This is a genomic window from Nocardia sp. CA-136227 (assembly GCF_050955695.1).
GTDB lineage: Bacteria > Actinomycetota > Actinomycetes > Mycobacteriales > Mycobacteriaceae > Nocardia.
In genome coordinates this window covers 7,368,490-7,392,979 of the sequence record NZ_CP192081.1, presented here as the reverse complement: position 1 = coordinate 7,392,979, position 24,490 = coordinate 7,368,490, and the positions used below count along the sequence as shown (strand labels likewise).

The 24,490-nt window shown below is 70.7% G+C and carries 13 protein-coding genes and 1 pseudogene; 5 read left to right on the top strand and 9 right to left on the bottom strand.

What is annotated here, in order from left to right; all coding sequences use genetic code 11:
* Nucleotides 1-417: 417 nt before the first annotated feature.
* A pseudogene (locus tag ACQP06_RS34195) lies at nt 418-1,707 on the top strand (YibE/F family protein); the annotation flags it as partial.
* 580 nt (nt 1,708-2,287) lie between these two features.
* On the opposite strand, the gene ACQP06_RS34190 reads toward ACQP06_RS34195, so the two are convergent.
* From ACQP06_RS34190 to ACQP06_RS34180, 3 genes are all read right to left on the bottom strand, one after another.
* Complete coding sequence (locus tag ACQP06_RS34190; protein ID WP_433669186.1) at nt 2,288-3,127, bottom strand: lytic polysaccharide monooxygenase; 840 nt, start codon at nt 3,125-3,127, stop codon at nt 2,288-2,290.
* Between the two features lie 226 nt (nt 3,128-3,353).
* A complete protein-coding gene (locus ACQP06_RS34185) occupies nt 3,354-4,115 on the bottom strand; it encodes a copper homeostasis protein CutC (RefSeq protein ID WP_433669184.1) in 762 nt (253 codons plus the stop codon).
* Nucleotides 4,116-4,289: 174 nt separating this feature from the next.
* Nucleotides 4,290-7,466, bottom strand: a complete 3,177-nt coding sequence (locus ACQP06_RS34180) for a heterodisulfide reductase-related iron-sulfur binding cluster (RefSeq protein ID WP_433669183.1) — start codon at nt 7,464-7,466, stop codon at nt 4,290-4,292.
* Nucleotides 7,467-7,841: 375 nt separating this feature from the next.
* Here ACQP06_RS34180 and ACQP06_RS34175 point away from each other — a divergent pair, with 375 nt between their 5' ends.
* Nucleotides 7,842-8,567 carry a hypothetical protein gene (locus ACQP06_RS34175; protein WP_433669181.1) on the top strand — a complete coding sequence of 242 codons (726 nt, stop codon included), beginning with the start codon at nt 7,842-7,844 and terminating at the stop codon, nt 8,565-8,567.
* Nucleotides 8,568-8,645: 78 nt separating this feature from the next.
* On the opposite strand, the gene ACQP06_RS34170 is transcribed toward ACQP06_RS34175, so the two are convergent.
* The 6 genes from ACQP06_RS34170 to ACQP06_RS34145 all read right to left on the bottom strand — a co-directional run bounded on the left by ACQP06_RS34170 (nt 8,646) and on the right by ACQP06_RS34145 (nt 18,562).
* A complete protein-coding gene (locus ACQP06_RS34170; RefSeq protein ID WP_433669179.1) occupies nt 8,646-9,473 on the bottom strand; it encodes an NRDE family protein in 828 nt (275 codons plus the stop codon).
* A gap of 163 nt (nt 9,474-9,636) precedes the next feature.
* A complete protein-coding gene (locus ACQP06_RS34165) occupies nt 9,637-10,980 on the bottom strand; it encodes a S1 family peptidase (protein WP_433669177.1) in 1,344 nt (447 codons plus the stop codon).
* Nucleotides 10,981-11,166: 186 nt separating this feature from the next.
* Complete coding sequence (locus tag ACQP06_RS34160) at nt 11,167-12,516, bottom strand: S1 family peptidase (RefSeq protein WP_433669175.1); 1,350 nt, start codon at nt 12,514-12,516, stop codon at nt 11,167-11,169.
* A gap of 119 nt (nt 12,517-12,635) precedes the next feature.
* Nucleotides 12,636-13,781 carry a hypothetical protein gene (locus tag ACQP06_RS34155; RefSeq protein ID WP_433669173.1) on the bottom strand — a complete coding sequence of 382 codons (1,146 nt, stop codon included), beginning with the start codon at nt 13,779-13,781 and terminating at the stop codon, nt 12,636-12,638.
* Between the two features lie 43 nt (nt 13,782-13,824).
* A complete protein-coding gene (locus ACQP06_RS34150) occupies nt 13,825-16,668 on the bottom strand; it encodes a LuxR C-terminal-related transcriptional regulator (protein WP_433669171.1) in 2,844 nt (947 codons plus the stop codon).
* A 76-nt stretch (nt 16,669-16,744) separates the two neighbouring features.
* Nucleotides 16,745-18,562, bottom strand: a complete 1,818-nt coding sequence (locus ACQP06_RS34145; protein WP_433669169.1) for an Hsp70 family protein — start codon at nt 18,560-18,562, stop codon at nt 16,745-16,747.
* A gap of 314 nt (nt 18,563-18,876) precedes the next feature.
* Here ACQP06_RS34145 and ACQP06_RS34140 point away from each other — a divergent pair, with 314 nt between their 5' ends.
* From ACQP06_RS34140 to ACQP06_RS34130, 3 genes are all read left to right on the top strand, one after another.
* On the top strand, nt 18,877-20,673 hold the full coding sequence (locus ACQP06_RS34140; RefSeq protein WP_433669167.1) for an IniB N-terminal domain-containing protein: 1,797 nt from the start codon (nt 18,877-18,879) through the stop codon (nt 20,671-20,673).
* Between the two features lie 107 nt (nt 20,674-20,780).
* Nucleotides 20,781-22,628 (top strand): dynamin family protein, encoded by a 1,848-nt coding sequence (locus ACQP06_RS34135; RefSeq protein WP_433673512.1) that lies wholly within the window; start codon nt 20,781-20,783, stop codon nt 22,626-22,628.
* Nucleotides 22,629-22,891: 263 nt separating this feature from the next.
* A complete protein-coding gene (locus tag ACQP06_RS34130; RefSeq protein WP_433669165.1) occupies nt 22,892-24,490 on the top strand; it encodes a dynamin family protein in 1,599 nt (532 codons plus the stop codon).

The following is a 24,490-nucleotide window of genomic DNA, read 5'->3' as shown; positions in this document are numbered from 1 at the left end:
CGGTAGGGTTCATGGGGTATCGCGTGAGCCCTCTCGACCTGCGTCTATACGGTTTTGTCCGGGAGCGGACACCCTCCCTCGCGCGGTGTGGCACAGGTGGGACTCTGGCTAAAACAAACCGCTGGTACGAAAAAGTTGGGTTTTTAGAGACTTAGCTAGCGCAAAGAACCGTCTTTTGTGTACAGTGGGCCTCGGCACTTCGAGTGCCCGGCCGGACCGCCTACCCCCCCTGGGCCGTCCGGCCCTGGTTAGTCGGCCTACCCCCCTGGGCCGCTGACCCCGGGCGGCGGAGACATCCCCCTGCTCTCCGCCGCCCCCTAAAAAATTCTCGCGATCGCGACCGCCTCACCTGGCTCACCTGGCGAAATGCCGAGACCTCTCAGCATGTCAAAAATCGTTTTCGTTTAGGCTCTCCGCGTGAGCGATCACCATCACCACCATCACGACCACTCGGGACCCATCGCGATCGGAGCCAATGCGGCCAAGGTCGTGATCGGACTGCTCGCGTTGATCGGCGTGGCGGTCGTGGCCGGGCTGATCTGGCTCTGGCCCAGCGCTCAGCACATCGACATCCCCCTGCCCATGCAGAACGGCGGCGGCGGTGCGGTGCAGACCGAGGCCGGCACGGTGATCAAGCAGGACATCGGCCCCTGCGGCAGCCCCTCCAACGGCCGGGTCTTCAGCGACGAACCGCAGGCCCCGCGCGCCAACGGCTACTCCTGCCAGCGCAGCATCGTCACCATCGACTCCGGGCCCAGCCAGGGTGAGAAGACGCTCTTCGAGATCGCGCCCGGGCCCGGGCAACCCGATCTGCGCGCCGGCGACAAGATCCGCATCGTGCGCCAAGTGGATCCGAAGGCGGATCCCAAGGCCGACCCCAGCCTGGTCACCACCTACTCCTTCGACGACTACGCGCGCGGACTGCCGCTGACCATCATCGGCATCGTGTTCGCCGTCGTCATCATCGCGGTCGCGCGGTGGCGCGGACTGCGCGCGCTGCTCGGACTGGTGGTCGCCTTCGGCGTCCTGGTGGTGTTCCTGCTGCCCGCGCTGCTGGACGGAAAGCCCGCCATCCCCACGGCACTCGTCGCGGGCGCGGTGATCCTGTACGCGGTGCTGTATCTCGCGCACGGGGTGAACTTGCGCACCAGTTCGGCGCTGCTGGGCACGCTGTCGGCGATGGTGCTGGCGGCCGTATTGTCCTGGGCGGCACTGAAGATCACCCATCTGACCGGGTTCTCCGAAGAGCAGAACACCAATGTCGCCACCTATCTGCAGCATGTGAGCATCACCGGGCTGCTGCTCGCCGGGTTCATCATCGGCTCGCTGGGTGTGCTCAACGACGTCACCATCACCCAGGCGTCCGCGGCCTTCGAATTGGCGGCGCTGGACGAGAAGTCCACGCGGCGCGGAATTTTCGCGGCCGCCATGCGGGTCGGGCGCGACCATATCGCCAGTACCGTCTACACCCTGGTGCTCGCCTACGCCGGTGGCGCGCTGCCGCTGCTGATGCTGTTCAGCGTGGCGGGGCGGTCCATGCGCGACGTGCTGACCGGCGACGCGGTGGGCATCGAGATCGCGCGCTCCGCGGTCGGCGGTATCGCGCTGGCGCTGTCGGTGCCGCTGACCACCGCCATCGCGGTGCTGCTGGCGCGGCCGCCGGGCACGGTGCGCGCGGTCGCGGCCGCGGGCGGCAATCGGCCGCGGAGTGGTGGGCCGCAACGGAATACGCCCCGGCGACCCGGTGGACCGGCGGGCGGACCGCGCACCGGCGGACAGCCCACGGCGCGGCGCGGCGGCGATTCGAACGCACCGCGCTCGGGTTCGCAGTTCGTGGTGCGGCTCGGACCGGATACCGACAACCCGCGCACCGGGCCACAGCCGGCGCCGCCGCGCCAGGCGCCCGCCGAATCCGGGGACGGGGAGCCGACGGTGCCGAGAACCAGTGTGGTGCAACCGGGTCCGACTCCGGTCGAGTCCGCGCCGCCGCCGCAGCAGTCGTGGTTCGACGGTGGGGCGCCGCCGCAGGAGCCGCGATACACCACGTCGTCCTGGTTCCATCCCGACGAGCCGTGGTCGGAGCCGGGTGCGCGGAACCCGGGGCCGCCGCCCGAACCGCCGCGCGGCGGACGGCATTCGCGGCCCGACTCCTGATCGACCGGACTTCTCGACGAAAGATAGTGCGAGGGGCGTGTTTCCGAGGAAACACGCCCCTCTCCCATTCCGCGAGTCCTCTCCGGGTTCGGATTCGGCGGTCACCGAACCCCTCACTCGCGGCGCGGGGGTTCTAGAGCGCCTGCCAGAGGGCGGGCGCGGCCATCGGCGTCCAGCCCGGGTCGTACACGGTGTGCGCCTGCAGGCAGCGGTAGCGCTTGCCGCTGTAGGTGACGACATCGCCCACCGCGTAGTGCTCGCCGACCGTCCACGCGCCCGCGCTCGGCTGCGCCGTGGTGGTGGCCGGGGGCTGGTGGCTGTGGGTGGTGCTGGGCGGCGGCTGGTGACTGTGCGTCGTGGTCGGCGCCGTCGAGGTGGTGGCCGGAGGCGTCGTGGTCGGCGGCTTCGTGGTCGTGGTGACGGGAGGCTTTGTGGTGGTGGGTGTTCCGCCGCCGCTCCCGATCTGGAGGTCGACGCAGGAGTAGAAGGCGTTGGCGGTGTCGCCGATGTTCCAGACCGCCAGCAGTTTCTGGCGGCCGCTGTACTTGCTCAGGTCCACGGTGTGGCTGACGCCGTCCTGGGGCGGGGGATTGTTGCCGCCGTCGAAGACCGCGACCCGGGCGCCGCCGATGAAGTACTCCCAGTTCAGGGTGCGGTGCAGGGCGGTGAACGTCCAGGTGAAAGTCACTGTGCTGCCGACGGATTGCACCTTCCACGGCTTGCTGTCGTCATCCAGTTCCGGGAAGCGGGAGTTGCCGCCGCTGCACTTGTCCGAGCCCTTGGGCGCTTCCACGCTCTGCGGCTCGTATTGGATGTCGCCGCAGGGCAATAGACCTTTCGCGCACTGGGCCTGGCGGCTGAGCGGTGACGCCACGTAGCCGTGGGCGCCGGCCGGGGCGGCGGGCAGGACGGCGACGAGCAGCGGTGCGATGCCGGCGGCCCCGAGCAGGGACAGACTTCTTCTAGCTATCAACGTGAAACCCCTAGAGAGAGTGGGGCAGCGGAGGCCGGCGTGCTGTCCCGTGACGGATCTGTAATGTGATCCAGACCACTTTGTAGCAAGAGCGTGCCCAAAAAGATATGACCCGGCAACGCTTTGGTCAAGCGTCCTATCTCAGATGACCGAATTATCCTTTTGCACAGCAAACTTCAGGGGTGTCACAGCAAACTTGTTGGATCGCAGGGGAGTTCGCGTCCGGCTAGACGGCCGTCCTCGCCGCTTCGCACAACGCCGCGACACCGTCGGCGTCCGTGGCGAAATGGTCGAAACCGCTCGGCACCCCGAACTCGGCGAAAGTGACCTCGGTGTCGGACTGCGGGCGGCCGGGCACCGGAATGCGCACGGCCGCATGCAGATCCCGCGTGCCGGTCAGCTCGATCACCCGCCGGGCATTGTCGGCGCGCAGGCCGCCGCAGGCCATCACGTCGATGCGGCCGTCGGACAGGCTCACCATGCGCGCGATCAGGGACGCGCCGTCCAGCACGGACTCCTGGCGGCCGGAGGTGAGCAGCCGGGTGAAACCCAGTTCCAGCAGCTGGTCGAAACCCGCGTAGGGATCGGCGCACACGTCGAACGCCCGGTGGAAGGTGACCTCCAGCTCGTCGGCGGCGGCCAGCAGTTCGGTATTGGCGGCCGGATCGACGTGGCCGTCCTCGTCGAGCACGCCGACCACCACGCCGTGCGCGCCCGCCGCGCGGACCCGCTCGACATCGGCGCGCATGAGCGCCACCTCGTCGGGGGTGTAGCGGAAATCCCCGGGGCGCGGCCGGATCAGCACGTGCACCTGGGTGTGCCCGGCCGCGGCCACGGCCGCCTCGATGAGCGCGGGACCCGGCGTGAGCCCGCCGACCGTCAGGCCCGAACACAACTCCACGCGCGCCGCCCCCGCCTGTTCGGCGATCCGGACCCCGCCCAGAGACTCCACCCCGATCTCGACCCGCACCGCCCGCGCATCCGTCATACCTTGCAGTATGGCGAACTCCCGCCGAGTTTGTTGCCCGAGATTAGCCGCTGGGCGGTGAACGCCTCGTGAACCGGGCCACACCGTGACCGGAAACGACGAGGGCGGCGCTACCGATTCGGTAGCGCCGCCCTGGTCAATCAGGTTCGGCAGCCCGGTGTTTCGGGCCGGAGCCTAGTTCTTCCGGCCCGGAGCCTTCATGCCCGACTTGAAGCCGAGACCACCCGGCTTCGCGGCGGGCGGGGTCGCGCCATTGCCATCCGAAGTGCCGTTGGCTTCCGAAGCGCCGTTGGCCTCCGCGACGCCATTGCTCTCCGACACGGCCGGTTCGGCCGGGGCGGCGGGCTCGGCCGCAGGGGCCGGAGCGGCCGCCGGAGCCGAATCGGCCGGAGCCGCAGGTGCTTCCGGCGCCGGGGCGGCGGCCGGAGCGGCGGCGCCCGGAGCCTTCGGGCCGGGGCGCTTCAGACCCGACTTCATGGCCAGACCCTTGGGCGCGATGGACGGCTTGGCCTCCGCGGCCGGGGCAGCGGCCTCGGTCGCGGGCGCCTCGGCGGCCGGAGCCGGAGCGGCCTCGGCGGCGGGCTTGGCGCCCGGAGCCTTGGCGGCGCCCTTCATCTGCAGACCCTTGCCGCCGGGAGCCTTCAGGCCACCCTTCATGGCGAGCCCGCCCGGCTTCGCGGCCGGAGCCTCCGGAGCGGCGGCGGCCTCGGCCGGAGCGGCCTCGGCGGGAGCCGCAGCGGCGGAAGCGGTTTCGGCCTTCGCGCCGGGCGCCTTGGCGGCGCCCTTCATGGCCAGACCCTTGCCACCGGGGGCCTTCAGGCCGCCCTTCATAGCGAGACCCTTGGCCGGAGCGGGGGCGGCGGTCTCCTCGGCCGCCGGAGCGGCCTCAGCGGCCGGAGCCTCGGTCTTCGCGCCCGGAGCCTTGAGCCCGCCCTTCATGGCCAGGCCCTTACCGCCGCCCGGCGGCTTCAGGCCACCCTTCATACCCAGTCCGCCACCGGCCGGAGCGGCCTTCGGGGCGGCCTCGGCGGGGGCTGCGGCGACCGCGGCCTCGGCCTTGACCGGCTCCGGAGCGGGCTCCGGCTCGGGCTCGGCCTTGGGCTGCTGGACGACCTTCAGGTTCTCGGTCAGGGTCGCGGCGTCCACGCGGTTGATGGACTGCAGCATGAGCTGCGCGACATCGACGACCTCGACACCCTGACCGACCTCGCCGCCGTCCTTGCGGGCGGTGACGCCGTCGGTCAGCATGACGCGGCAGAACGGGCAGCCGGTGGCGATCATGGACGGCTCGTTGCCGCCCTTCAGGGTGTCCAGCGCCTCGTCGACCCGGTCGATATTGATGCGCTTGCCGAGCTGCTCTTCCATCCACATGCGCGCGCCACCGGCGCCACAGCACATGGAACGTTCGGCGTGACGCGGCATTTCGACCAGGGTCGAGCCCGAGGCCTCCATCAGCTCACGCGGCGCGTTGTAGATCTTGTTGTGCCGGCCCAGGTAGCAGGGGTCGTGGTAGGTCACGTTCTGCGCGACCGGCGACACCGGCACCAGCTGCTTGCCGCGGACGAGGCGGTTCAGCAGCTGGGTGTGGTGCACGACCTCATAGGTGCCGCCCACCTGCGGGTACTCGTTGTTGAGCGCGTTGAAGCAGTGCGCACAGGTGACGACGATCTTCTTCTTGGCCTGCTCGACACCCTCGAACACCGAGTTCAGCAGTTCGATGTTCTGCATGGCCAGCTGCTGGAACAGGAACTCGTTGCCCGCGCGGCGAGCCGAGTCACCGGTGCAGGTCTCCTCCTGGCCGAGCACCATGAACTTGGTGCCCGCGGTGGCCAGCAGCTCGGCGACGGCCTTGGTGGTCTTCTTGGCGCGGTCCTCGTAGGCGCCGGCGCAACCGACCCAGAACAGGTACTCGTAGCCGTCGAAGCTGTCGGCGTCCTTACCGAAGACCGGAACCTCGAAGTCGACCTCGGAGATCCAGTTCAGGCGGTCCTTGGAGTTCTGACCCCAGGGGTTGCCCTTGTTCTCCAGGTTCTTGAACAGACCGGCCAGCTCGGAGGGGAACTCCGACTCGATCAGCACCTGGTAGCGGCGCATGTCGATGATGTGGTCGACGTGCTCGATGTCCACCGGGCACTGCTCGACGCAGGCGCCACAGGTGGTGCAGGACCACAGCACCTCGGGATCGATGATGCCGTTGACGTCCTCGCCGCCGACCAGCGGACGCTCCGCCTCGGCGCGGGCCGCCTCCGAGATCTGCGCCAGCGCGCGCTCGTTCGGCTTGCCCTCGGCGTCGACCAGACCGATCTCGTCGCCGCCCATGTCCTTGCGGCCACCGGCCAGCAGGTACGGGGCCTTGGCGTAACCGTGGTCGCGCAGCGACATGATCAGGAGCTTCGGCGAGAGCGGCTTGCCCGTGTTCCAGGCCGGGCACTGCGACTGGCAGCGGCCACACTCGGTACAGGTGGTGACGTCGAGGATGTCCTTCCAGGAGAAGTCCTCGAACTTGCCGACTCCGAAGGTGTCGTTGTCCGGATCGGCGGTCTCCATCTCGATCGCCTTGCCGTTGGACATCATCGGCTTGGCCGCGCCCAGGGCGACGTCGCCGTCGGCCTCACGCTTGAAGTAGATGTTCGGGAACGCGGCGAAGCGGTGCCAGGCGACACCCCAGGTGACGCTGCGGCCGACCAGCAGCAGGAACAGCGCGCCGGAGGAGAGCTTGATGAACGCGAAGATCGACACCATGGTCGGGCTGGCGGGCAGCAGTCGGGCGACCTGCTCGGTGAAGAAGTCGCTCCAGGTGTGAGATTCGCCGTAGGTCGCGATCTTGCCGGCCTTCACGAAGACCATGCCGAGGCCCTCGACGAGGACGATGGATTCGATCACATACGCGGGCGCGAACTTGGAACCACTGAAGCGGGACAGTCGCGCGGGCACGCGCGGGTGGTTCAGCTGACGGATGACGATCAGCACCACGATGCCGATAACCGTTCCGAGGCCGAGGATTTCATCGACCAGGTGGTAGATGCCCCAGCCGCCGATGATCGGCCAGTGGAACTCGCCGTCGAAGGTCTGGCCGTAGGCCTCGAACCACAGGATCATGCCGGCGAGGAAGCCGATCATGACGAGCCAGTGCGCCCAGCCGACCGTGCGGAATTTGTTCATGCGCGTATGCGCGAGGAACTCCACGAGCATGGTCTTGAAGCGGGGGATGAACGGCCGCCACCGATCAGGTGCGGACTGCCCGACCATCACGGTGCGCACGATTTTTCGTGTGCCTCCGATGAACGATGCCCAACAGAAGACTGTGAACACCGCCCCAATCGTGCCCAGTGTCACTGTCAGGGCATTCATGTCGCGACCTCTCTTACGGTTCTACGAGCGTTTCGCGAGGCAGCCTGGTACGCCTCGAGTTGCTCGTATCCTAATGGACGGTAAGTTACCCGCCGGTAACTTAGTTGTCCAGGGTTTCCCACACCGTAAATCCCGGCAAATCGCGCCCTTAACCAAGGGCAGGCTTACTTCCAAACATGGTGGCGTGCAGAAAGAAACCGATCTCGCAAATCGTAATGTGATCGACTAGGCTCACGCTGTCCAACAGCTGTGCGCGTCTTCACATGCTCGGGGAGGACTCGTCCTAGCGCGTAGAGGCATGGCCCGAGGGAAGCCGGGCCTCGCGTGGCGAAGAGCGCACAGCGGATACCTGATGACGGAATGGAAACCAACCCAATGAAGCTTCGCAGTACCACTGCGGCTGCTGCCCTGGTCATCGGCGCAATGACCATCGGGATGACGACCGCCCACGCCGACAACGCTCCCGCACAGCCTGCTGGAATCAACTACTCCACCAAGCTGGTCGACGGCAAGACGATCGTCTCCACCCTGAAGAACGGCACCTTCGAACTCGCGCAGCAGGACGGCGCGACGCCCGAGGATCCGAAGCAGACCGTGGTCAACGTCAAGGACCAGCAGGGCGCGGTCGTGATCTCGTTCCCGCTGTCCTACACCGCGGCGGGCACCCAGATCCCGGTCAAGTCCGAGATCAAGGAAGACGGCAAGGTGCTCGAGGTCGTTCCGGAGAAGCCGGCCGACTTCAACCCTGGCACCCAGGTGCTGGCCGCCGCGCCGGTCGCCTCCGCCAAGCCGATCGCCTCCTCTGACGAGAACCAGAAGGCGATGAGCTACTTCTCCACCCAGTTCAGCCTCGCGCTGGGCATCGGCAGCTTCGTGGGCACCGCCCTCGGAGCGATCATCGGCTGCGTTGTGACCATCGTCGCCGGCTGCGTGCCGGGTCTGGTCGCGGGCGCCGGCATCGGCGGCATCCTCGGCACCATCGCCGCGGGTGGCCCGACCCTGGTCGCGGCCGGTATCGACCTGCTGAACACCATGCAGGCGCCGGACGGCACCACCAAGTGGGCTCCCGCCGCTCAGCAGCAGCAGGTCACCCCGAACTAGTGACGTCGCCGGGGCATCGCCCCGGCAGGTTCGAACACCAGGCCCGCCTCGCTCGTCGGAGGCGGGCCTGGTGTTTTTTCAGGCGGGGAGGTCCATCCGGCCCTCGAACACCACGGTGTCGCGGCGGCGGCCGAACCGGGCGAAGGTGCGCTCGGTCATCACGTAGCGGCCGTCCTCGCGCACCAGAAGGACTGTGCTGCATCGGGTTCCGTGCACCGGATGGTTGACGAAACGCGCGGAGGCCGAGCGTTCCGTCAGCCGGTCGAGGCCCGTGCGGGGCAGTTCGGCGGCGGGGGCCGCGGTGCGGTCGGCCAGCACCCCGAGATAGCCCGCGACATCGCCCGGCGGCACCGCGGCCAGCGCGCGCACGCCATTGCGGACCTTCGGCCACACGGGGGCGTCGGTGTCGGTGACGACCGTGCCGTCCGGTGTCAGCGAACCGACCAGTGCGTTGTTGGAGACGCCGTGGAAACCGGGCGGCAGTTCCCGGGGGACGCCCTCGCTCCGATTGCTGTGCCACCACAGCGTTTCCAGATCCGAGACCAGCAGATTGAAACCGTTGTAGTCGTCGGGGGCGGCGGCGATGCCGCGCGCGAACTTCTCCGGAACCGCGTCACCGCGCAGGAAATCCATCAGCAGTGCGCCGCGGGACCGGACGTCGGTGCGGAATTCGCCGGGTAGCCGCACATTGGTGATCGTGGCGAAGCGGTGCCGGTCGGGCAGCACGCCCAGCCAGGTGCCGGGCACCGGGCCGGTCGCACCCTGATCCCGGCCCGCGAGCAGGCCCGGCACCTCGTCCCAGCGGCGCAGCGATTCCGTTGGGCGGGTGAAGAATTCGTCCCGATTGGCGGCCAGGATCAACCGGTAGTCCGGATGGGCCCGCCAGCCGAGCAACGCCAAACACATGACTCCAGGATGCCCGAACCGGCCGGGCCGCGACCACGCCCGATCACTCCCGTCCCACTGCTTGCCCACCGCCCCACCGCTGCCCCTCGGCGGGCCCCGAGTACCCAGGAAAGCGAAAAGGCCGGTAGCGGTTGAGCTACCGGCCTTTCCGAGGATGCTGTGCCTAGCTGGTGCGCACCCGCAGACCCGGGTTGTCGGAGAGCACCGTGCTGATCGGCTGCGCGAACAGCTGCGGGGTGTTGCCGGTGATCAGACCGATCAGGTTCGGGATCTCGCAGATCGGGTAGTCGGCGACCGAGGAGGCGCTGGAGATGCCCAGGGCCAGGGTGCCGGTCACCAGCGGGCCGCCCGAATCACCGGGCAGGGCGCAGATATTCGACGAGAACGACTGGGTCAGCAGGCGGTCGCCGACCTGGACGCTCTGGTCGACGGCGTTCACCACGCCGCAGCTGAAGCCGGCACGCGCGCCCGACTTGCAGACCGGGGCGCCCACCACCGGGACGGCCACACCGGTGACGGTGATCGGAGCCGCGTTCGGGACGCTCACCAGCGGGTTGGAGAAGCTGTCCCGGAACTGGTCGTTGATGCCGACGATCGAGTAGTCCTGGTTGCCCAGCACCGACTTCTGGAACGAGCCCATCTGCGGGCCGAGGCTCTCGCCGACCAGCTGGTACACGCCGGGGGAGTTGGCGCCGCCGGTGGCGGGGATGTTCGGGTTGCAGTGGCCCGCGGTGATGTTCACGACATTGCCGTTGCCGTCCACGCCGTTGAAGCCCAGCGAGCAGCGCAGCGACATGCGGCCGGCCACCGAGGCGAAGGCGTCACCGGCGGCCATGGCGCGCGGGCCGGCTCCGGCGATCTCCGCGGCCTTCGGGACGTCCTGGCCCTCGCCGCCGACCGGCGGGGCGGCCATGACGATGACGCGCGCCGGGTCCACGAAACCGGGCAGCGGGAGGCCGGCCTTGTCCACGCGGACCGCGATGCTGTTGTTCAGGGTGTCGACGGCCACGCCACGGATCGACTTGGACACCGACTCCGGCTGGTCCTTGAGCCACTGCTGGAAGGCGTTCTTCTCGCCGCGCAGGGTGGTCTCGCTCTTGGAGACGTCCTTGGCGATGAAACCGGCGTCCTGCACGGCCTTGCGGGCCTGCTCGTGCGCGTCGCCGGGGGCGAGCGCCACGATCGCCTTGCCGGTCTCGTCCAGCCAGGCGCCACCGAAGACATCCGGGAACTGGCGCTGCGCGGTGGTGGCGAAGGTGGCCACCTTCTGCGCGACGTCGGCGCGGTTCAGGTAGTCCTGCGGGGAGATCTTCAGGTCGCGGGTGATCGCGTTGATCAGCTCGGCCGGCAGATTCGGGGTCGCGGGGGTCTCGGGCTCCGCGTGCGCGCTCGCCGCCAAGGGTCCGGCGACGAGAATCGCGGTGGCCGCGATCGCCGCAGTTCGGACAAGGGACCGCGGGCGTCGGCCCGCGGCAGGCATGGAGGCGCGCATACGTGGCAGGAGCATGGCCCCGACTATATGGTGTCCGGCCCGTTATGCCTACTTATTGCCAGATGACGTTTCGGTATTCGCCGAGCAAACGGCAGGCATGGGAGATTGACCCTCCAATGCGAGGGATGTCCGATTTTCGCGGCCCGTCGCACCGGGCCGCGAATCCGTCACTCGGCGGGAATCACGCACGAAGTGAATCACTCACGTGTGCGAGCGAGTCCGCACCTGAATTCCACTGCCGATGCCGCCGCCCGAATTGGCGTCGATTTCGTTCAGAATCGGGCGCAGCGGGATGCCCAGCGACGCGGTGCCGCCGTACTGCGCGAGCTGCGTGTTGGCCTCGTTGCAGTTCGGCGCGTCCGCCGCGTTGGAACCGCTGGTGATGCCCAGCGCCAGGGTGCCGGTGACGATGGCGCCGCCGCTGTCACCGCCCAGGGTGCAGGCGCTGGAGGCGAAGCCGCGGATCGTCTTCGAATTGCCCTCGGTGGTGTAGAGCTGGGTCTCGACCCGGTCCGCCACCACGAAACCACAGGTGAACGTGGACGACTGGCCCGACTTGCAGACCGGCGCGCCCGTGATCGGGTCGGCCACACCGGTAATGGTGAGGGTGGTGCCGTTGGCGCCGCGCACCGACGGCTGATCCATGCCCGCCTTCACCGCATCGTCATTGAGCTTGATGACCGAATAGTCCAGTGCGCTGCTGCCGCCCAGGTTCGAGGTGACGAAAGTCCCGACCTTCGGACTGGACAACAGGTTTTTGACATTCGGCAGGTACACCTCGGCGCCGGTGCCCTTGTCCACATTCGGATTGCAATGCCCCGCGCTGATGTTCAGCGCATTGCCCGCGGAATCGACGCTGTTGAATCCGAACGAGCACACATCCACCCCGTGCAGCGAGGTGTCGAGCGGAGTCGGCGCGGTGATGTAGGTGTCGCCGCCCATCGGCCGCCGCTCCACCGGGCCGCCGGAGTTCGGCGACAGGATCACCTTGATATTGGCGATCAGCGTGGGCAGGTTCAGCAAATGGCCGCCGGGGGTGTTGGCGACGCTGAGCACCAACTGGCTGTTGAGGAAGTCGATGGCCACCGAATTGATCGCGCCCGAGATCTCCCGCGGCAGCGTGGTGATCCACTGGTTCAGCTGATCGACCGAATTCTCCAGGCCGTCCGCGCTGATCGGGGCCAGCCGGGTCTGGTACCCGGCGGCCGCGGCGACCTTGGCGGCGTCGAGGGAAGTGACGGCCAGCACCGGCTTGCCGTCGGTCCCGATCCAGGCGCCCGCGAAATCGTCGGGGCGCTGAGTGCGGAATTCGCTGGCGTAGTCCCGCAACTGCTGGGCCTTGGCCGCGCGGTCCAGGTATTCGGCCGGAGTCATTTTCAGATCGCGCTGGATAGCGGTCACCAGTTCGGCCGGAAGGCTCTCGGCGGCAAGCTGATCCGGGGAGACCGGGTCGGCCGTGGCGCTGCTCAGAAGGGGCCCGAGAAGAACGGTCGAGGCAACGGCGACGGTGGCTGCTCGGACCGTGGCGCGGCGCGCCATGAACTTGCGCATGGAGTCCCTTCGTAGTGCACCAGCAGACCGGCTTCGGCGGGGAAAGGTTCCGGGTTACCTTCCGGAAGGTCGGTCAGCGCACCACTTTAGGGCACAAACCTCGGATGGTCGCTACGAAATCAACGCTGACTCTGTCCCCACGGGTCCTGCAGCACCGGAGCCGGCGGCAGACCGAATGTCGGTACCGGCGGGTTCTGATAAATCGGCGGATACGGGCGGGTGGTGGTGGTGGTCGGCACCGTGGTCGCCGGAACCGGCGGCAGGGTGGTCGTCGGCTCCGGTGTGGTGGTCGGCGGCGGCGTCGTGGTCGGCGCCTCGGTGGTGACCGGGGCGTCGGCCGGATCGACCGGCGCGGCCGCGGTCGGATGCAGCGAACCGGTGGGCGGTAACAGCGGCGGGGCCACCCCCGCGGTGGCGTCCGGTTCGTTGCGGACCTCGCCGCGCGGCGGGCCCGGGGTGGAGTCGTCCTGGCGCAACACCGCCGCCACTCCGACGCCACCGAGCAGCAAACCGATCAGCGCGGCCGCCCCGGCGATGATGTACGGGCCCCGGGAGGCGCGCGGCGCGTGCGTGACCGCGGCCGCCGGAATCGATCGGGTGACCACCGGCTCGGCGGCGGTGGCGGCCGGAACCGCCGCGACCGCGGCCGAATAGGCCTGCGCCAGCGGCTCGGACGACTTCAGCGCGGGCAGCACATCGGTGACGTCGGCGGCGTTCACGGCGGACGCGGTGGCATCGGGCGGGGTCAGCCCGGCCGGAGTGGACAGCACCGCCGCCAGGGCCGCACGGGCCGCGTTGTAGGCGAGGGTCTTGCCGGTCTCCGCGTCCGCCTGCGGTAGGTCGCGCTCGCTGACCAGCACCACCGACTTCAGGCCCAGGTAGTCCAGGGCCTCGCGCAGCGAGCGCACGTGCGGGTCGGTCCATCCGGTCGGGTGCGCGAGATAGAACTCGGCGGGCCCGTTGAGGTGTTCGGCGGCCTGACTGATCAGGCAGAACACAGCGGTGGCCATCAAGTCCTCGGCCCGGTACGCCTCACCGTCGTCCACCGCCAGCCCGGCCGGATCGCCGACCGCGCCGACGAAGCCGCGAATGGAGTGCGAATAGCCCTCCGGCGCGTCCCCGCCCAGCACGGCGTCCCCGTCGTCGGACATGTGCAGCACCGATTCACGCACGGTGTAATGCACCGGGAGCGTGGCGTCGTCGCCGGTCACCACGGCTACGACGGATTCGTCGTCCGCGATCCGCAGGCCCACGCCAGTGGCCATCCTCGTTACCTCACTCGGTGCGTCCGGTCTCTCCGCGCCCGGATCAGACCAGGAGTGAACCGTGACCCATGGCGCGGAGCATTGACAATAACTCCGAACGCGACCCCGCACCGATTCGACGTCTCATCCGGGCCACGTGATGTTCCACGGTTTTGGCCGAGATGTAGAGCCGGGCCCCGATCTCCCGGTACGTCAAACCCAGGAGCACCAGTTCGGCCACCTCGCGTTCGCGTTCGCTCAGCACGGTATCGGTGACCGGTTCCGGGCGTGCCTGCGGGGCCGCGGCCTCGGGCACCCGGACCGGGGATTCCGGCGGCCGGGACTGCGCGCGCACCGTGCGGGCCAGCTTCAGCAGGGCGGTCGCGGTGGCGGCGTCGCTCGCCGCCAGCGCGGCCTCACTGGCCAGCCGGGCCGCGTCCCAGCGCAGGCCGAGCCCGGCCAGTCGCGCCACCGCGCCCTCGACCCGATCCCGCACCACCTGTCCGCGCAGCACCAGCACCCAGGTGCGGCCCGCGTCGGCCAGCACGGCGGCCTGCGGATCGCCCGCCGAGGCGGCCGTCTTCAGCCGATGGGCGTGCGGCAGCAGGGCTTCCGGGCTCTCCTGGGCGATGGCGGCCTGAATCGCGTACCAGTGGAAGGCATTCGACCAGACCGGCGGTTCGCCGAGGCGGCGCAGCAGTTCGTCGGCGCCGGTCACCAGGGCCGTCATCCGGGCCTCGTCGCGCAAACGGATTCCGGCCAGCCACAGTTCGCCGATGGGCAGCAGCGCCAGCAGGTCCGCCCCGACCTCGTCGAACAGCGGGTAGGCCTGCTGCCAGGCCAGGGCCAGTGCGGCATGGTCGCCGCTGCGGCGCGCCAGACCGACGATCACGCCGTGCGCGAGCAGACGATCACGCGGATCCAGTTCCGCCACCGGCACTTCCGACATCAGGGCGGCGGCCGACTGCTCGTCGCCGCCCAGCATGGCCACCCAGGCCCCGAGCACCAGGCTCTGCGGCGTGGGGGCCGCGCCGCGCAGGGCATCGGCGGCGCGTCGGGGGTCGCCCATACTCAGGCACAGCAGCACCGCGATCGACACCGCCGAGCACGGCAGGAACCGATCGCCGCCGTCGTCGGCCGGGGCCGGACCGGAGTGCGCCGCGTGGATCAGCGCCGACGCCGCCGAGACGGCCGCGCCGCGGCGAGCCTGCGCCGGATTGGCGAAACGCTGCCCGGCGAGGGTCGCCGGGGGAACGGCTCGCATCTCCGCGGTGAAACCGGTCGGGGCCGTGACGGTGCCGAAGCTGTTCGGCTGGCCCGCAGCGGATCTCACCGGCACGCCGGGGTTCGCGGGCGGAGTCCGGTCGCCGGTGGCGGGCCGGACCACGCCGCCGGGTGCGGCGACACGGGCGGTCGGGGTGTCGAAGGCGCCGGATGCCGCTGGGCGTTCGGCACCCGACTGTCCGTTGCCGTAAGTCCGTGCGGGAGTGTTCTGTTCGTTGCCATTGCGACCGCCGAAGGTTCCGGAGGCGCCGTTGTGCGTCGCACCCGGGCGCTGTGCCGCGGGCGTTCCGGTGGCTCCGATCGAATCGGACAGGGCGTGCGCGATCGACGCCGCCCGCGAGGTGGCCTCGGTGGGCGGCCACTGCCCGGCATTGACCGAGAGCGCCTGCGCGCCACGAACATCGCCGGACAGGCACAGCACGGTCGCCGCGACCGCCCAGTCCGCGCCCACCCGGGCGGGACCGAGCCAGGTGTAGAGCTGCGCCGCCCGGTCGGCCAGACCGCGCCGGGTCCAGACGCCCGCGCAGATGCGGACCGCGACGGCGAGGTCGGCGAGCGGAATCGACGGATTCGCCAGGCTGGGTTCGGCCAGGCGCAGGGCGGTGTCGCCGTCCCCGCTGCGCGCGGCCGCGTCGGCCCAGCGCACCGCCAGCCCTTCCGGATCCGCGCCGGCGGCGGCCGCGGACGCGTAGTAGCGCACCGCCTCGTCGCCCGCGCGTTCGGCCGCGGCGCACAGGAATCCGGCCAGCCGCTCGTCCCGGACGCCCGATTCGGCGAGCAGCAGCGCGGTGTGGTCGCGCAGCAGTCCGGCGTCCAGGCGGGCGTGCAGCAGGCGGCGGGCGACGGTCAGGAAGCGGCGGTCGCCGACCAGGGTGCGCAGCGGCGCGACCGCGGGGGTCAGCAGCAGGTCGGCATCGGTGACCAGGGCGCTGCCCCGGGCCCGGTCCACCAGACTCTGGGCGTCGGCGGGGGAGAGGTCGAGGACCTCGGTCAGTTCGCCGGTGTCCAGGCCCGCGCCGATGGCGGCCACCACCAGGGCGTCGAGCAGGTCCGGATCGGAGTCGTCGAGCCGGGTCCGGGCCCACGCGGTCACCGCTTGATCGACGGCCGTCACGCCCGCGTCCAGGCGGGTCGCGCAGGCCGCGGTCAGGGCGGCCACCACGCCGCCGTGGATGCCGCCGGTCTGGCGATGGATGTGCTGGGCCAGGCCGCGCGGCACCATCATGCCCAATTCCCGTGCGAACGGGGCGATCTCGGTCGCGCCCAGGGCGCGCAGATCGATCACGCGGCCGCGGCGGGCCACCAGATCGGTGAGCCCGCGCAGCCGGGCGTCGTGCGGCCGCGAGCGCAGCGCGATGACGACCGGGAACTCCCCGGATTCGGCTGCGGCGCAGAGCAGATCGAACTCGGCCGCGCCGAGGGTGTGCGCGTCGTCGACGATCAGGGCGGTCCGGGGACGGCCGGTCTCCGCGCCGCCGGGACGCGGGGCCTGCGCCGGATAGTCGGTGAGCGTGACGCCGCGGGCGCGCAGCCGCGCCCGGATCGCGCCCAGCAGGGTGGACTTACCGGTGCCGGAACGGCCGCGGATGAGGTACAGCACCGCACCGGAATCGCCGGAATCCAAGTCCCGGAATATCTCTCGCGCGCCCGGAAGTGAATCGAGCGCGACTGGGGTAACGCCTGTCACGAGGAACCAACTCTCAGCCGTGGGTACCGGGAATATTCCCGAGTCCGTCGACGGCGTTGTTCAAGGCTCCCGTCGGGAGCTGGGGCGCCGGCACCTGCACGGGGGCGGGCACGGGAGGCTGCGGCAGCTGCATGGTCTGCACCGGCGGCTGCTGCTGCGCCGGGGCGGGCTGCGGCTGGGTCTGCGGCGCGGGTTGCGGCTGCGCCTGCTGGGTCTGCGGCGACTGCTCCGGCGCCGGATTCTGTTGCTGGGCAGGGGCGTCCGACTGGCCGCCCGGGGCCGGAGCGCCCACGGGGGCGCCGGCGGCCGGTGTGCCGGGCTGCGTGCCGCCCGGCTGGGTGGCGCCGGGCTGCTGCGGCGAGTTCACCGCGGCGATCGGACTGCCCGGCACGGCCGCGGCGGGCGTGCCGGAGGGGGTGACCCCGCCGTTCGGCGCGGCCTTGTCCAGGGCCACCGCGGAGGTCGAGGGGGTCGGCGTCCCCGCGGGATTCGCGGGGGTGGACCGATCGCCGGTGCCCATGGCCAGCGTGCCGGTCGCCACCGCGGCCACCGCGATGGCGGCCGCGCCGAATACGGCCAGCCGCTTCCAGTGCCGGAACCCGGTCGGGGGCTCCTCGACGGGCAGTTCGGGCAGCAGCGGAATACGCGGAGACGCGGCGGGTGCCGTCGTCTCCTCGGGTCCGGCGGTCGCCGGCCGGGCGGCGTCGGTGGGTTCGGGTGCGGAGCCGCCGCCGATGCGGCGGGGCACGCCCGCGGTGGTCCGGGGCGGAACCAGCGTGGTGCTGGCGTCGGCCTCGGCGTAGGTCGGGCCGCCGATCGCGATGGCCGGGTGGGCCTCGGTCTCGGTGATGTCGGCGAGCAGGTCGGCGGCCAGCAGGGCCGCGCCGTGCGCGCTCAGGTGGGCCGGATCGGCGGCGGCCGCGACCGGGACGCCGAACTCGGTGGACAGCACCTCGGTTACCAGCGGGATGCTCGCGCCGCCGCCGGTGAGCAGGAAGCCGTCCAGATCGGCGGCGCTCAGTCCCGCGCGCCGCAGCGCCTCGCGGACCAGGTCGGTCGAACCGAGGAGCGGACCCCGCAGCAGCTCCTCGATATCGTCGCGAACCAGTCGCACATCGGCGACGCCGAGCATGGGCAAACGCACCGGCACCATGGTGGCGGTATTTGTGGAGAGAGTTTCTTTCGCAATTTTGCAGCGTTCCCGGAGCGCCGCCAATTCTTGTTCCACTACAGGGTCGAAAGGATCGAAATCTTTTTCGCCGACCGCATACGCGAGGACATATCTCATCGTCAGCAGATCGAATTCCGAACCCGCCACCGCGGTGCTGCGGACCGGTTCGCCGAGCAGGCCCGACATGGCGCCCGTGCGGGCCACCGAGACCGTCAGTCCGGTGGCTCCGAGGTCGTACACCACCATCGCGCCGTCACGGTTGGAGCCGTGCACGTCCTGCAGCCAGCGCATGGCCGCGGTCGGTTCCGGGACCAGGGCGACCTCGCCCAGTCCGGCCTCGTCCAGCGCGGTCCGCTGCGTTTCCACGGTGTGCTGCGACCACCAGGCCGGGTAGCAGGCGACCGAGGCGCCCGCCGGGCCCATGTCCGTCAGCACGCGGCCGATGGCGGTCGCCACCAGGTCCGCGGCCCGGACGACGGAGCCGTCGCGGGTGCGGATGTCCACGGGATCCCCGACCCGGGACAGGAAACTCTCCGGAACCTCCGTCTCCGCGCCCAGTGTGCTGGGCCGGGTATGGAGCTTGTGTTGTCCCCCCGAAGTTGTCACGGCAACCGTGTTCGACGACCCGACCGTGATGCCGAGCGCCAGCCCCTGACTCATTCGAGTTCCCCTGTCATTACCGGACACGCGGTGGGTGTTGCGCGTGCCGCTCGAAAGCTCTTGGCCCGATATGTCTGAAAACCCTCTGTTAGGCCGGGCGGCCCACCGAGCCTGTCGGTTGCTGGGGGGCTCTCGTTACCGATTCCCCGGCAGGTTTGGGGAAATTCCCCTAATGTTCGCCGGACCCCCAAGGTGATCGATGGGGAAACCGGGGGACTTCACCCCTTACGCGTAACAACTCGTCTTCCTAACGTGAAAGTCAATTCGAGCAGTGCGGGTCAACGGGGCCCGCCCCACCAGGGAGACGATTCATCATGAGCCCCAACGCAATTCTCGAGTTCATCCTCAACCTGCTGCGCGACCACGAGGCCGCCGTCAGCTACTGCACCAATCCGGGCGCGGCGCTCGCCGCCGCCGGCCTGGACACCGTGACCCCGGAGGACATCGCGGCCGTGGCGCCGATGGTGGCGGAATCCGCGCTGGTTGCCGGAGGTTCGCAGCTGTCGAGCATCATCGCCGCGGGCGGGGCCGCCGGCCTCGGCGCCGGCACCGGTCTGGACGCCGGACTCGGCGCGGACGCGGGCCTCGGTGCGAACGCCGGCGTGGGCGCGGCCACCGGAGTCGGCGCGAACGTCGGCGCCGGTCTCGTCGACAACGCGGCCCTGAACCTCGGGGCCGCCACCCTCGCCGCCACCCAGGTCAACCTCGGCACCGAGGTCGGCACCGGCCTGGAGCTGGGCCTCGCCAACAGCGTCGGCGCGGCCGTGGACGCGGCCGCCGGACTCGGCGCGGGCCTGACCGCCGGACTCGGTGGTGCGCTCGGCGTGGCCGCCGACGTCGCCACCGGTGTCGAAGCCAATCTGGGCGGCGTCCTCGGCGCCCAGGCCGCCGCCGACCTGACCTCCGCCCTCACCGGCGGCCTGACCGCGGGCGCGGGCCTGGAAACCGGCCTGCAGGGCGCGCTGGACGCGGTCGCCCACGGTGGCGCGGACCTCACCACCGGCCTGACCGGCGCGATCACCACCGCCACCGACCTCCAGACCGGCCTCGGCGCGGGACTCTCCACCGCCATCAACGCCGCCACCACCGCGGGCGCGGGCCTGCAGACCGGTCTGAACGGCGCCCTCGGCACCGGTGTCGGCCTGCAGACCGGCCTCAACGGCGCGGTGACCACCGGCGCCGCCCTCGGCACACAGGTCGGCGCCGGTCTGGAGACCGGCCTCTCCGGCACCGCCGACGCCCTCCTCGGCGCGGGCACCCAGATCGGCGCGGGTCTGAACACCGCGGTCGGCGCGGGCACGCAGCTGGGCGCGGGTCTCGAGACCGGCCTGAACACGGGAGCGCAGCTGGGCACGGGTCTCGACGCCGGGTTGCACACGGGTGCGGACCTCGGCACGCAGCTGGGCGCGGGCCTGAACACCGGATTGCACACCGGTGCGGACCTCGGGACGCAGCTGGGCGCGGGCCTGGACACCGGGTTGCACACGGGTGCGCAGCTGGGCACGGGTCTCGATGCCGGACTGAACACCGCGGTCGGTGCGGGTACGCAGGTCGGTGCGGGGCTCGAGACCGGGCTCAATGGTGCGGCGAATGTGGGTACCGGGCTCGGTGCGCAGGTCGGAAGTGGTTTGGAGACGGGCATTTCCGGCGTGGGCGGTGCGGCGACCGGAATCGGCGCGGGCGTGCAGGGCGGGCTCGACACCGGCCTCCACGGCGCTGCCGGGGCCGGGACGCAGGTCGGGACGGGTCTGGATGCCGGGGTGCACTCGTCGATCGGTGCGGGTACGCAGGTCGGCACCGGGCTGACCGGGGTCGGGAACGCGGTGGCCGGGCTCGACACCGGGGTCACCGGGGCGACGCAGGTCGGCGGCGCGGCCCAGGTCGGGACCGGTCTGGATGCCGGGGTGCACGGCGGCAGCGCGGTGGACGCCGGGCTGCACGGCGCGGGCGCGAATCCCTGGGCCGGAGTGGATGTTTCGCAGGCCTTCGGCGGCGGGGTGCACACCACCGGTCCGGACGCGTCGCTGTTCGGTGACAGCGGGGCGCACACCGGGGTGGATCTCGGGGCGCACGCGGGCGGCGATATCGTCGGCGACATCCTGCACTCGTGACGCGAGAGGTCGCTCACCGCGGGTCAGCCGCGGTGAGCGACAGTCTCTCGACAGTGCATTCGGAACACGGACGGCTGGAGCGGGTCGGTGAGCAAGCTGTGACAGGCATGGTGGCGGCGAATCCGCTGCTGACGATGGTCTCGGAGACCATCGCGGTGGCGCGGGCCGCGGAACGCGGCGACCTGGTCGCCCGGCTGGAGACGGTCGCGGGCAAGGTGCGCGATCCGCGCCGCCGGATCCTGGTGGCGGGCTTGGGGAATCAGGGCAAGAGCCGGTTCGTCAACGCGCTGGTCAATCTGGATGTGTGCCCGGTCGCCGACGATATCGCCACCGCGGTCACCACCGTCCTGTCCTACGGTCCGCAACCGCGCGCGACGGTGGTCGCGGCGGGCGCGGACGGCGGCGAGAACACCCGGGAGGCGGTGCCGTTCGAGGCCGTCCCCGCACTCACCGCCCGCAGCCCTCGAGGTCGTGCCGTGCTCCGCCTCGAACTCGAGGCCCCGAGCCAACTGCTCGCCGACGGCATCGTGGTGGTCGACACGCCTGGACTGGGCGCGCACGGAACCACCGGCGCGGCGGGCGTTCTCGCGCAGGCTCCGGCCGCGGACGCGGTGCTGGTGCTCACCGACGCCTCCACCGAGCTGACCGATCCCGAGGTGGATTTCCTGCGGCAGGTGCGGGAGTTGTGCCCGGCCGTCGCGGTGCTGGTCACCAAGATCGACCTGTACCCGCACTGGCGGCAGGTGTTCGAGGCGAACCGGAGGCACCTGCGTGCCAATGAGATCGAGATGCCGATGCTGCCGGTCTCGGCGGTGCTGCGCTCCCACGCCATGCGCCTGCAGGACGAGGGGCTCGGCCGCGAGTCCGGCTTCGGCCTGGTCTTCCAGTTCCTGCGGGAGCAGGTGGTGGCGCGGGATCAGGCGGCCATGCAACGCGCGGTCGCCCTCGACATCTCCTCCGCCGCCGAGCATCTCGCGCTGGCGCTGGGCAGCGAGCTGGTCGCGTTGCGGGACCCGGCGCGTGGTGCGGCCGCCATCCGGGAACTGCACGCCGCCAAGGCCGAGGCGGAGAAGCTGCACCGCCACACCGCGGCCTGGCAGCAGACGCTCGGCGACGGCATCACCGATCTGGCGGGCGATATCGACCACGATCTGCGCAACCGGCTGCGGGACATCTCCCGCACCGCCGAGGACTGGATCGACGACCACGATCCCGGTAAGCACTGGGACAGCATGGACGAATGGCTCACGGCCACCGTCGGTTCCGCGGTCGGCGACAACCTGGTGTGGACCGGCACCCGGGCGGTGAAACTGGCCGAGCAAGTCGCCACCCATTTCACCGATCTGGGCGCGGTGGATCTGCCCGAGGTCCGCGACACCCTCGACGACGACTCCCGCACCGGGTCCTGCACCCTCGCCGATCTGGAACCCGATCTGGGTTTGAGTCACAAGCTGCTGGTGGGTGTGCGCGGCTCGTACGGCGGGGTGATCATGGCGGGCATGGTCGGCACCATCGCGGGGATGGCGCTGATCAATCCGCTCTCGCTGGGCGCGGGAGTCCTGCTGGGCGGCAAGGCGTTCAGCGACGACAAGAAGGCCCGCCTGGCCAAGCGGCGCGCCGACGCCAAGATGGCGGTGCGCCGCTATCTCGACGACATCGCCTTCCACAGCGGCAAGGAGACCAAGGACCGCCTGCACCGCATCCACCGGTTGCTGCGCGATCATTTCACCGCCATCGCCGACCGCACCCTGCGCTCGATCGACGAGTCGCTGCGCGCCGCCCAGGAGGCCGCCAATGTGGAGGCCGCGCGGCGCACCGAACGGGCCGCCGAGCTGGAACGCCGCCTGCACGTCGTGGGGGAACTCCGCCGCCACGCGGGCGCGCTCCTCGGCCCGGAGTCTCCCGGCGCACTGCGGCCGGGCAATCACCCCCAGCTCCCGCCCGCCGCGCGCTGAACGCCGCGCGCACCGAGCCGCAGGGGGGCTTGGTGCGTGTGGGGAGGCCGGTGCGGCACACCGAGGCCGGGTCGGGGGGATTCACTCCGGGCCGGGCAAGATCAGGGTGTGGCGGACGGAGTCGTGTCCCCGGGCGGCGCGGGCCGATGCCCGGGGCTGGGAATCGGCTGTGAGACCCGGCGGGGTCTGATAACGATTCCGCGTGTCCCGGCGAATGCCTTGCGGATGCGTGGAGGTGCGGTGTGCTTCGGAATCGGGAGCCTATGAGGGACGACGCGAGCGGTGTCGGATACGGGCTGGTACCGGAGACGCGCGGGCTGCTGGCCGCGGCCAGGCGGGCGCTCGGCGAGCAGCCGCGGGTGCGGGCTCAGCTGGACGAGTGCGCGCGGCGGTTGGACGAGCCGCTGCGGGTGGCCCTGGCGGGTCAGCTCAAGGCGGGCAAGTCGACCCTGTTGAACGCATTGGTCGGGCAGGACATCGCGCCCACCGACGCCACCGAGTGCACCCGTCTGGTCACCTGGTACCGCAATGGGACCGCGCCCCGGGTCACCGCATACAGCGTGGACGGCGCCCGCGCCGACGTGGTGGTGCGCCGCGGCCGCGGGGCCGAGGGGCTGCCCGGTGCGCACGGTCTCACCTTCGATCTGTCGGCGCTGCGCTGGAATTCGCCGGCTCCGCGCGAGGTGGATCAGCTGGCGGTGGAGTGGCCGTCGGCGGAGCTGGCGCAGACCACCATCATCGACACCCCCGGCATCTCGTCGCTGTCGCGGGAGGTGTCGGCCCGCACGTCGCGGCTGCTGACCCCCGGCGGCCCGGGTCCGGCGCTGCCGCCCGCCGACGCCGTCCTGTATCTCCTGCGCCGCCTGGACGCCGCCGATGTCGATTTCCTGGAGCGGATCGGCGGCGGGCACAGCGGTAACAGTGGTGCGCCGCAGGGTTTCTCGGGGCCGCTGGGCGTGGTCGGTGTGGTGTCGCGGGCCGATGAGATCGGTGCGGGCCGCATCGACGCCCTGCATTCGGCGCGCGACGTGGCCTCCCGTTTCGCGACGGAACTGGAACGAACGGGGCTGTGCCAGTCGGTGATTCCGGTGGCGGGCCTGCTGGCCTTCGCGGCCGCCACCCTCCGGCAGCGGGAGTACGACGCCTTCGAGGCGCTGGCCGCCATCCCGGTCGATGACCTGACCACCGCCCTCCTCTCGGCCGATCGCTTCGCCCACCCCGATCTGCCCCTCCCGGTTCCGGCGGACCTCCGCGCCCACCTGGCCGCGCGGTTCGGCCTGTTCGGTATCCGCTTGGCCGTCACCCTGATCCGCCTGGGCGTCCGCGGCTCGCAGGCGCTGGCCGCCGAACTCTCCAGTCGCAGTGGACTCGACGAACTCCGTACCGTCCTGGATGTCCAATTCGCCCAGCGTGCAGACGAATTGAAGGCCCACTCGGCGCTGACCGCCCTGGCCCGCATTCTCGCGGCCAATCAGGGTTCGCCCGCCGACGCCCTCCTCCCGCGCGTCCGCACCCTGCTCGCCGACGTCCACGGCTTCGCCGAACTACGTCTGCTGTCGCATCTCCGCTCCGACGAACTCCCCTTGCCCCAGGAGGATCTCGCGGAACTCAGCCGCCTGATCGGCGGCACCGGTGTGGCCCCGACCCTCCGCCTGGGCCTGCCCGCCCACACCGATGTCCCCACCCAGCGCGAAGCGGCCTTGGCCGCGGTGCGGAAGTGGCGGAACCGAGCCCGCCACCCCTTGGCCGATCAGTTCACCGCCAACGCCTGCCTCACCGCCGCGCGCAGCGCCGAGGGACTGCTGGAAATCCTCCACGAGCCCCCGACGACGCCGTTCCCGGTCCTGCGCCCCGGCCGATAG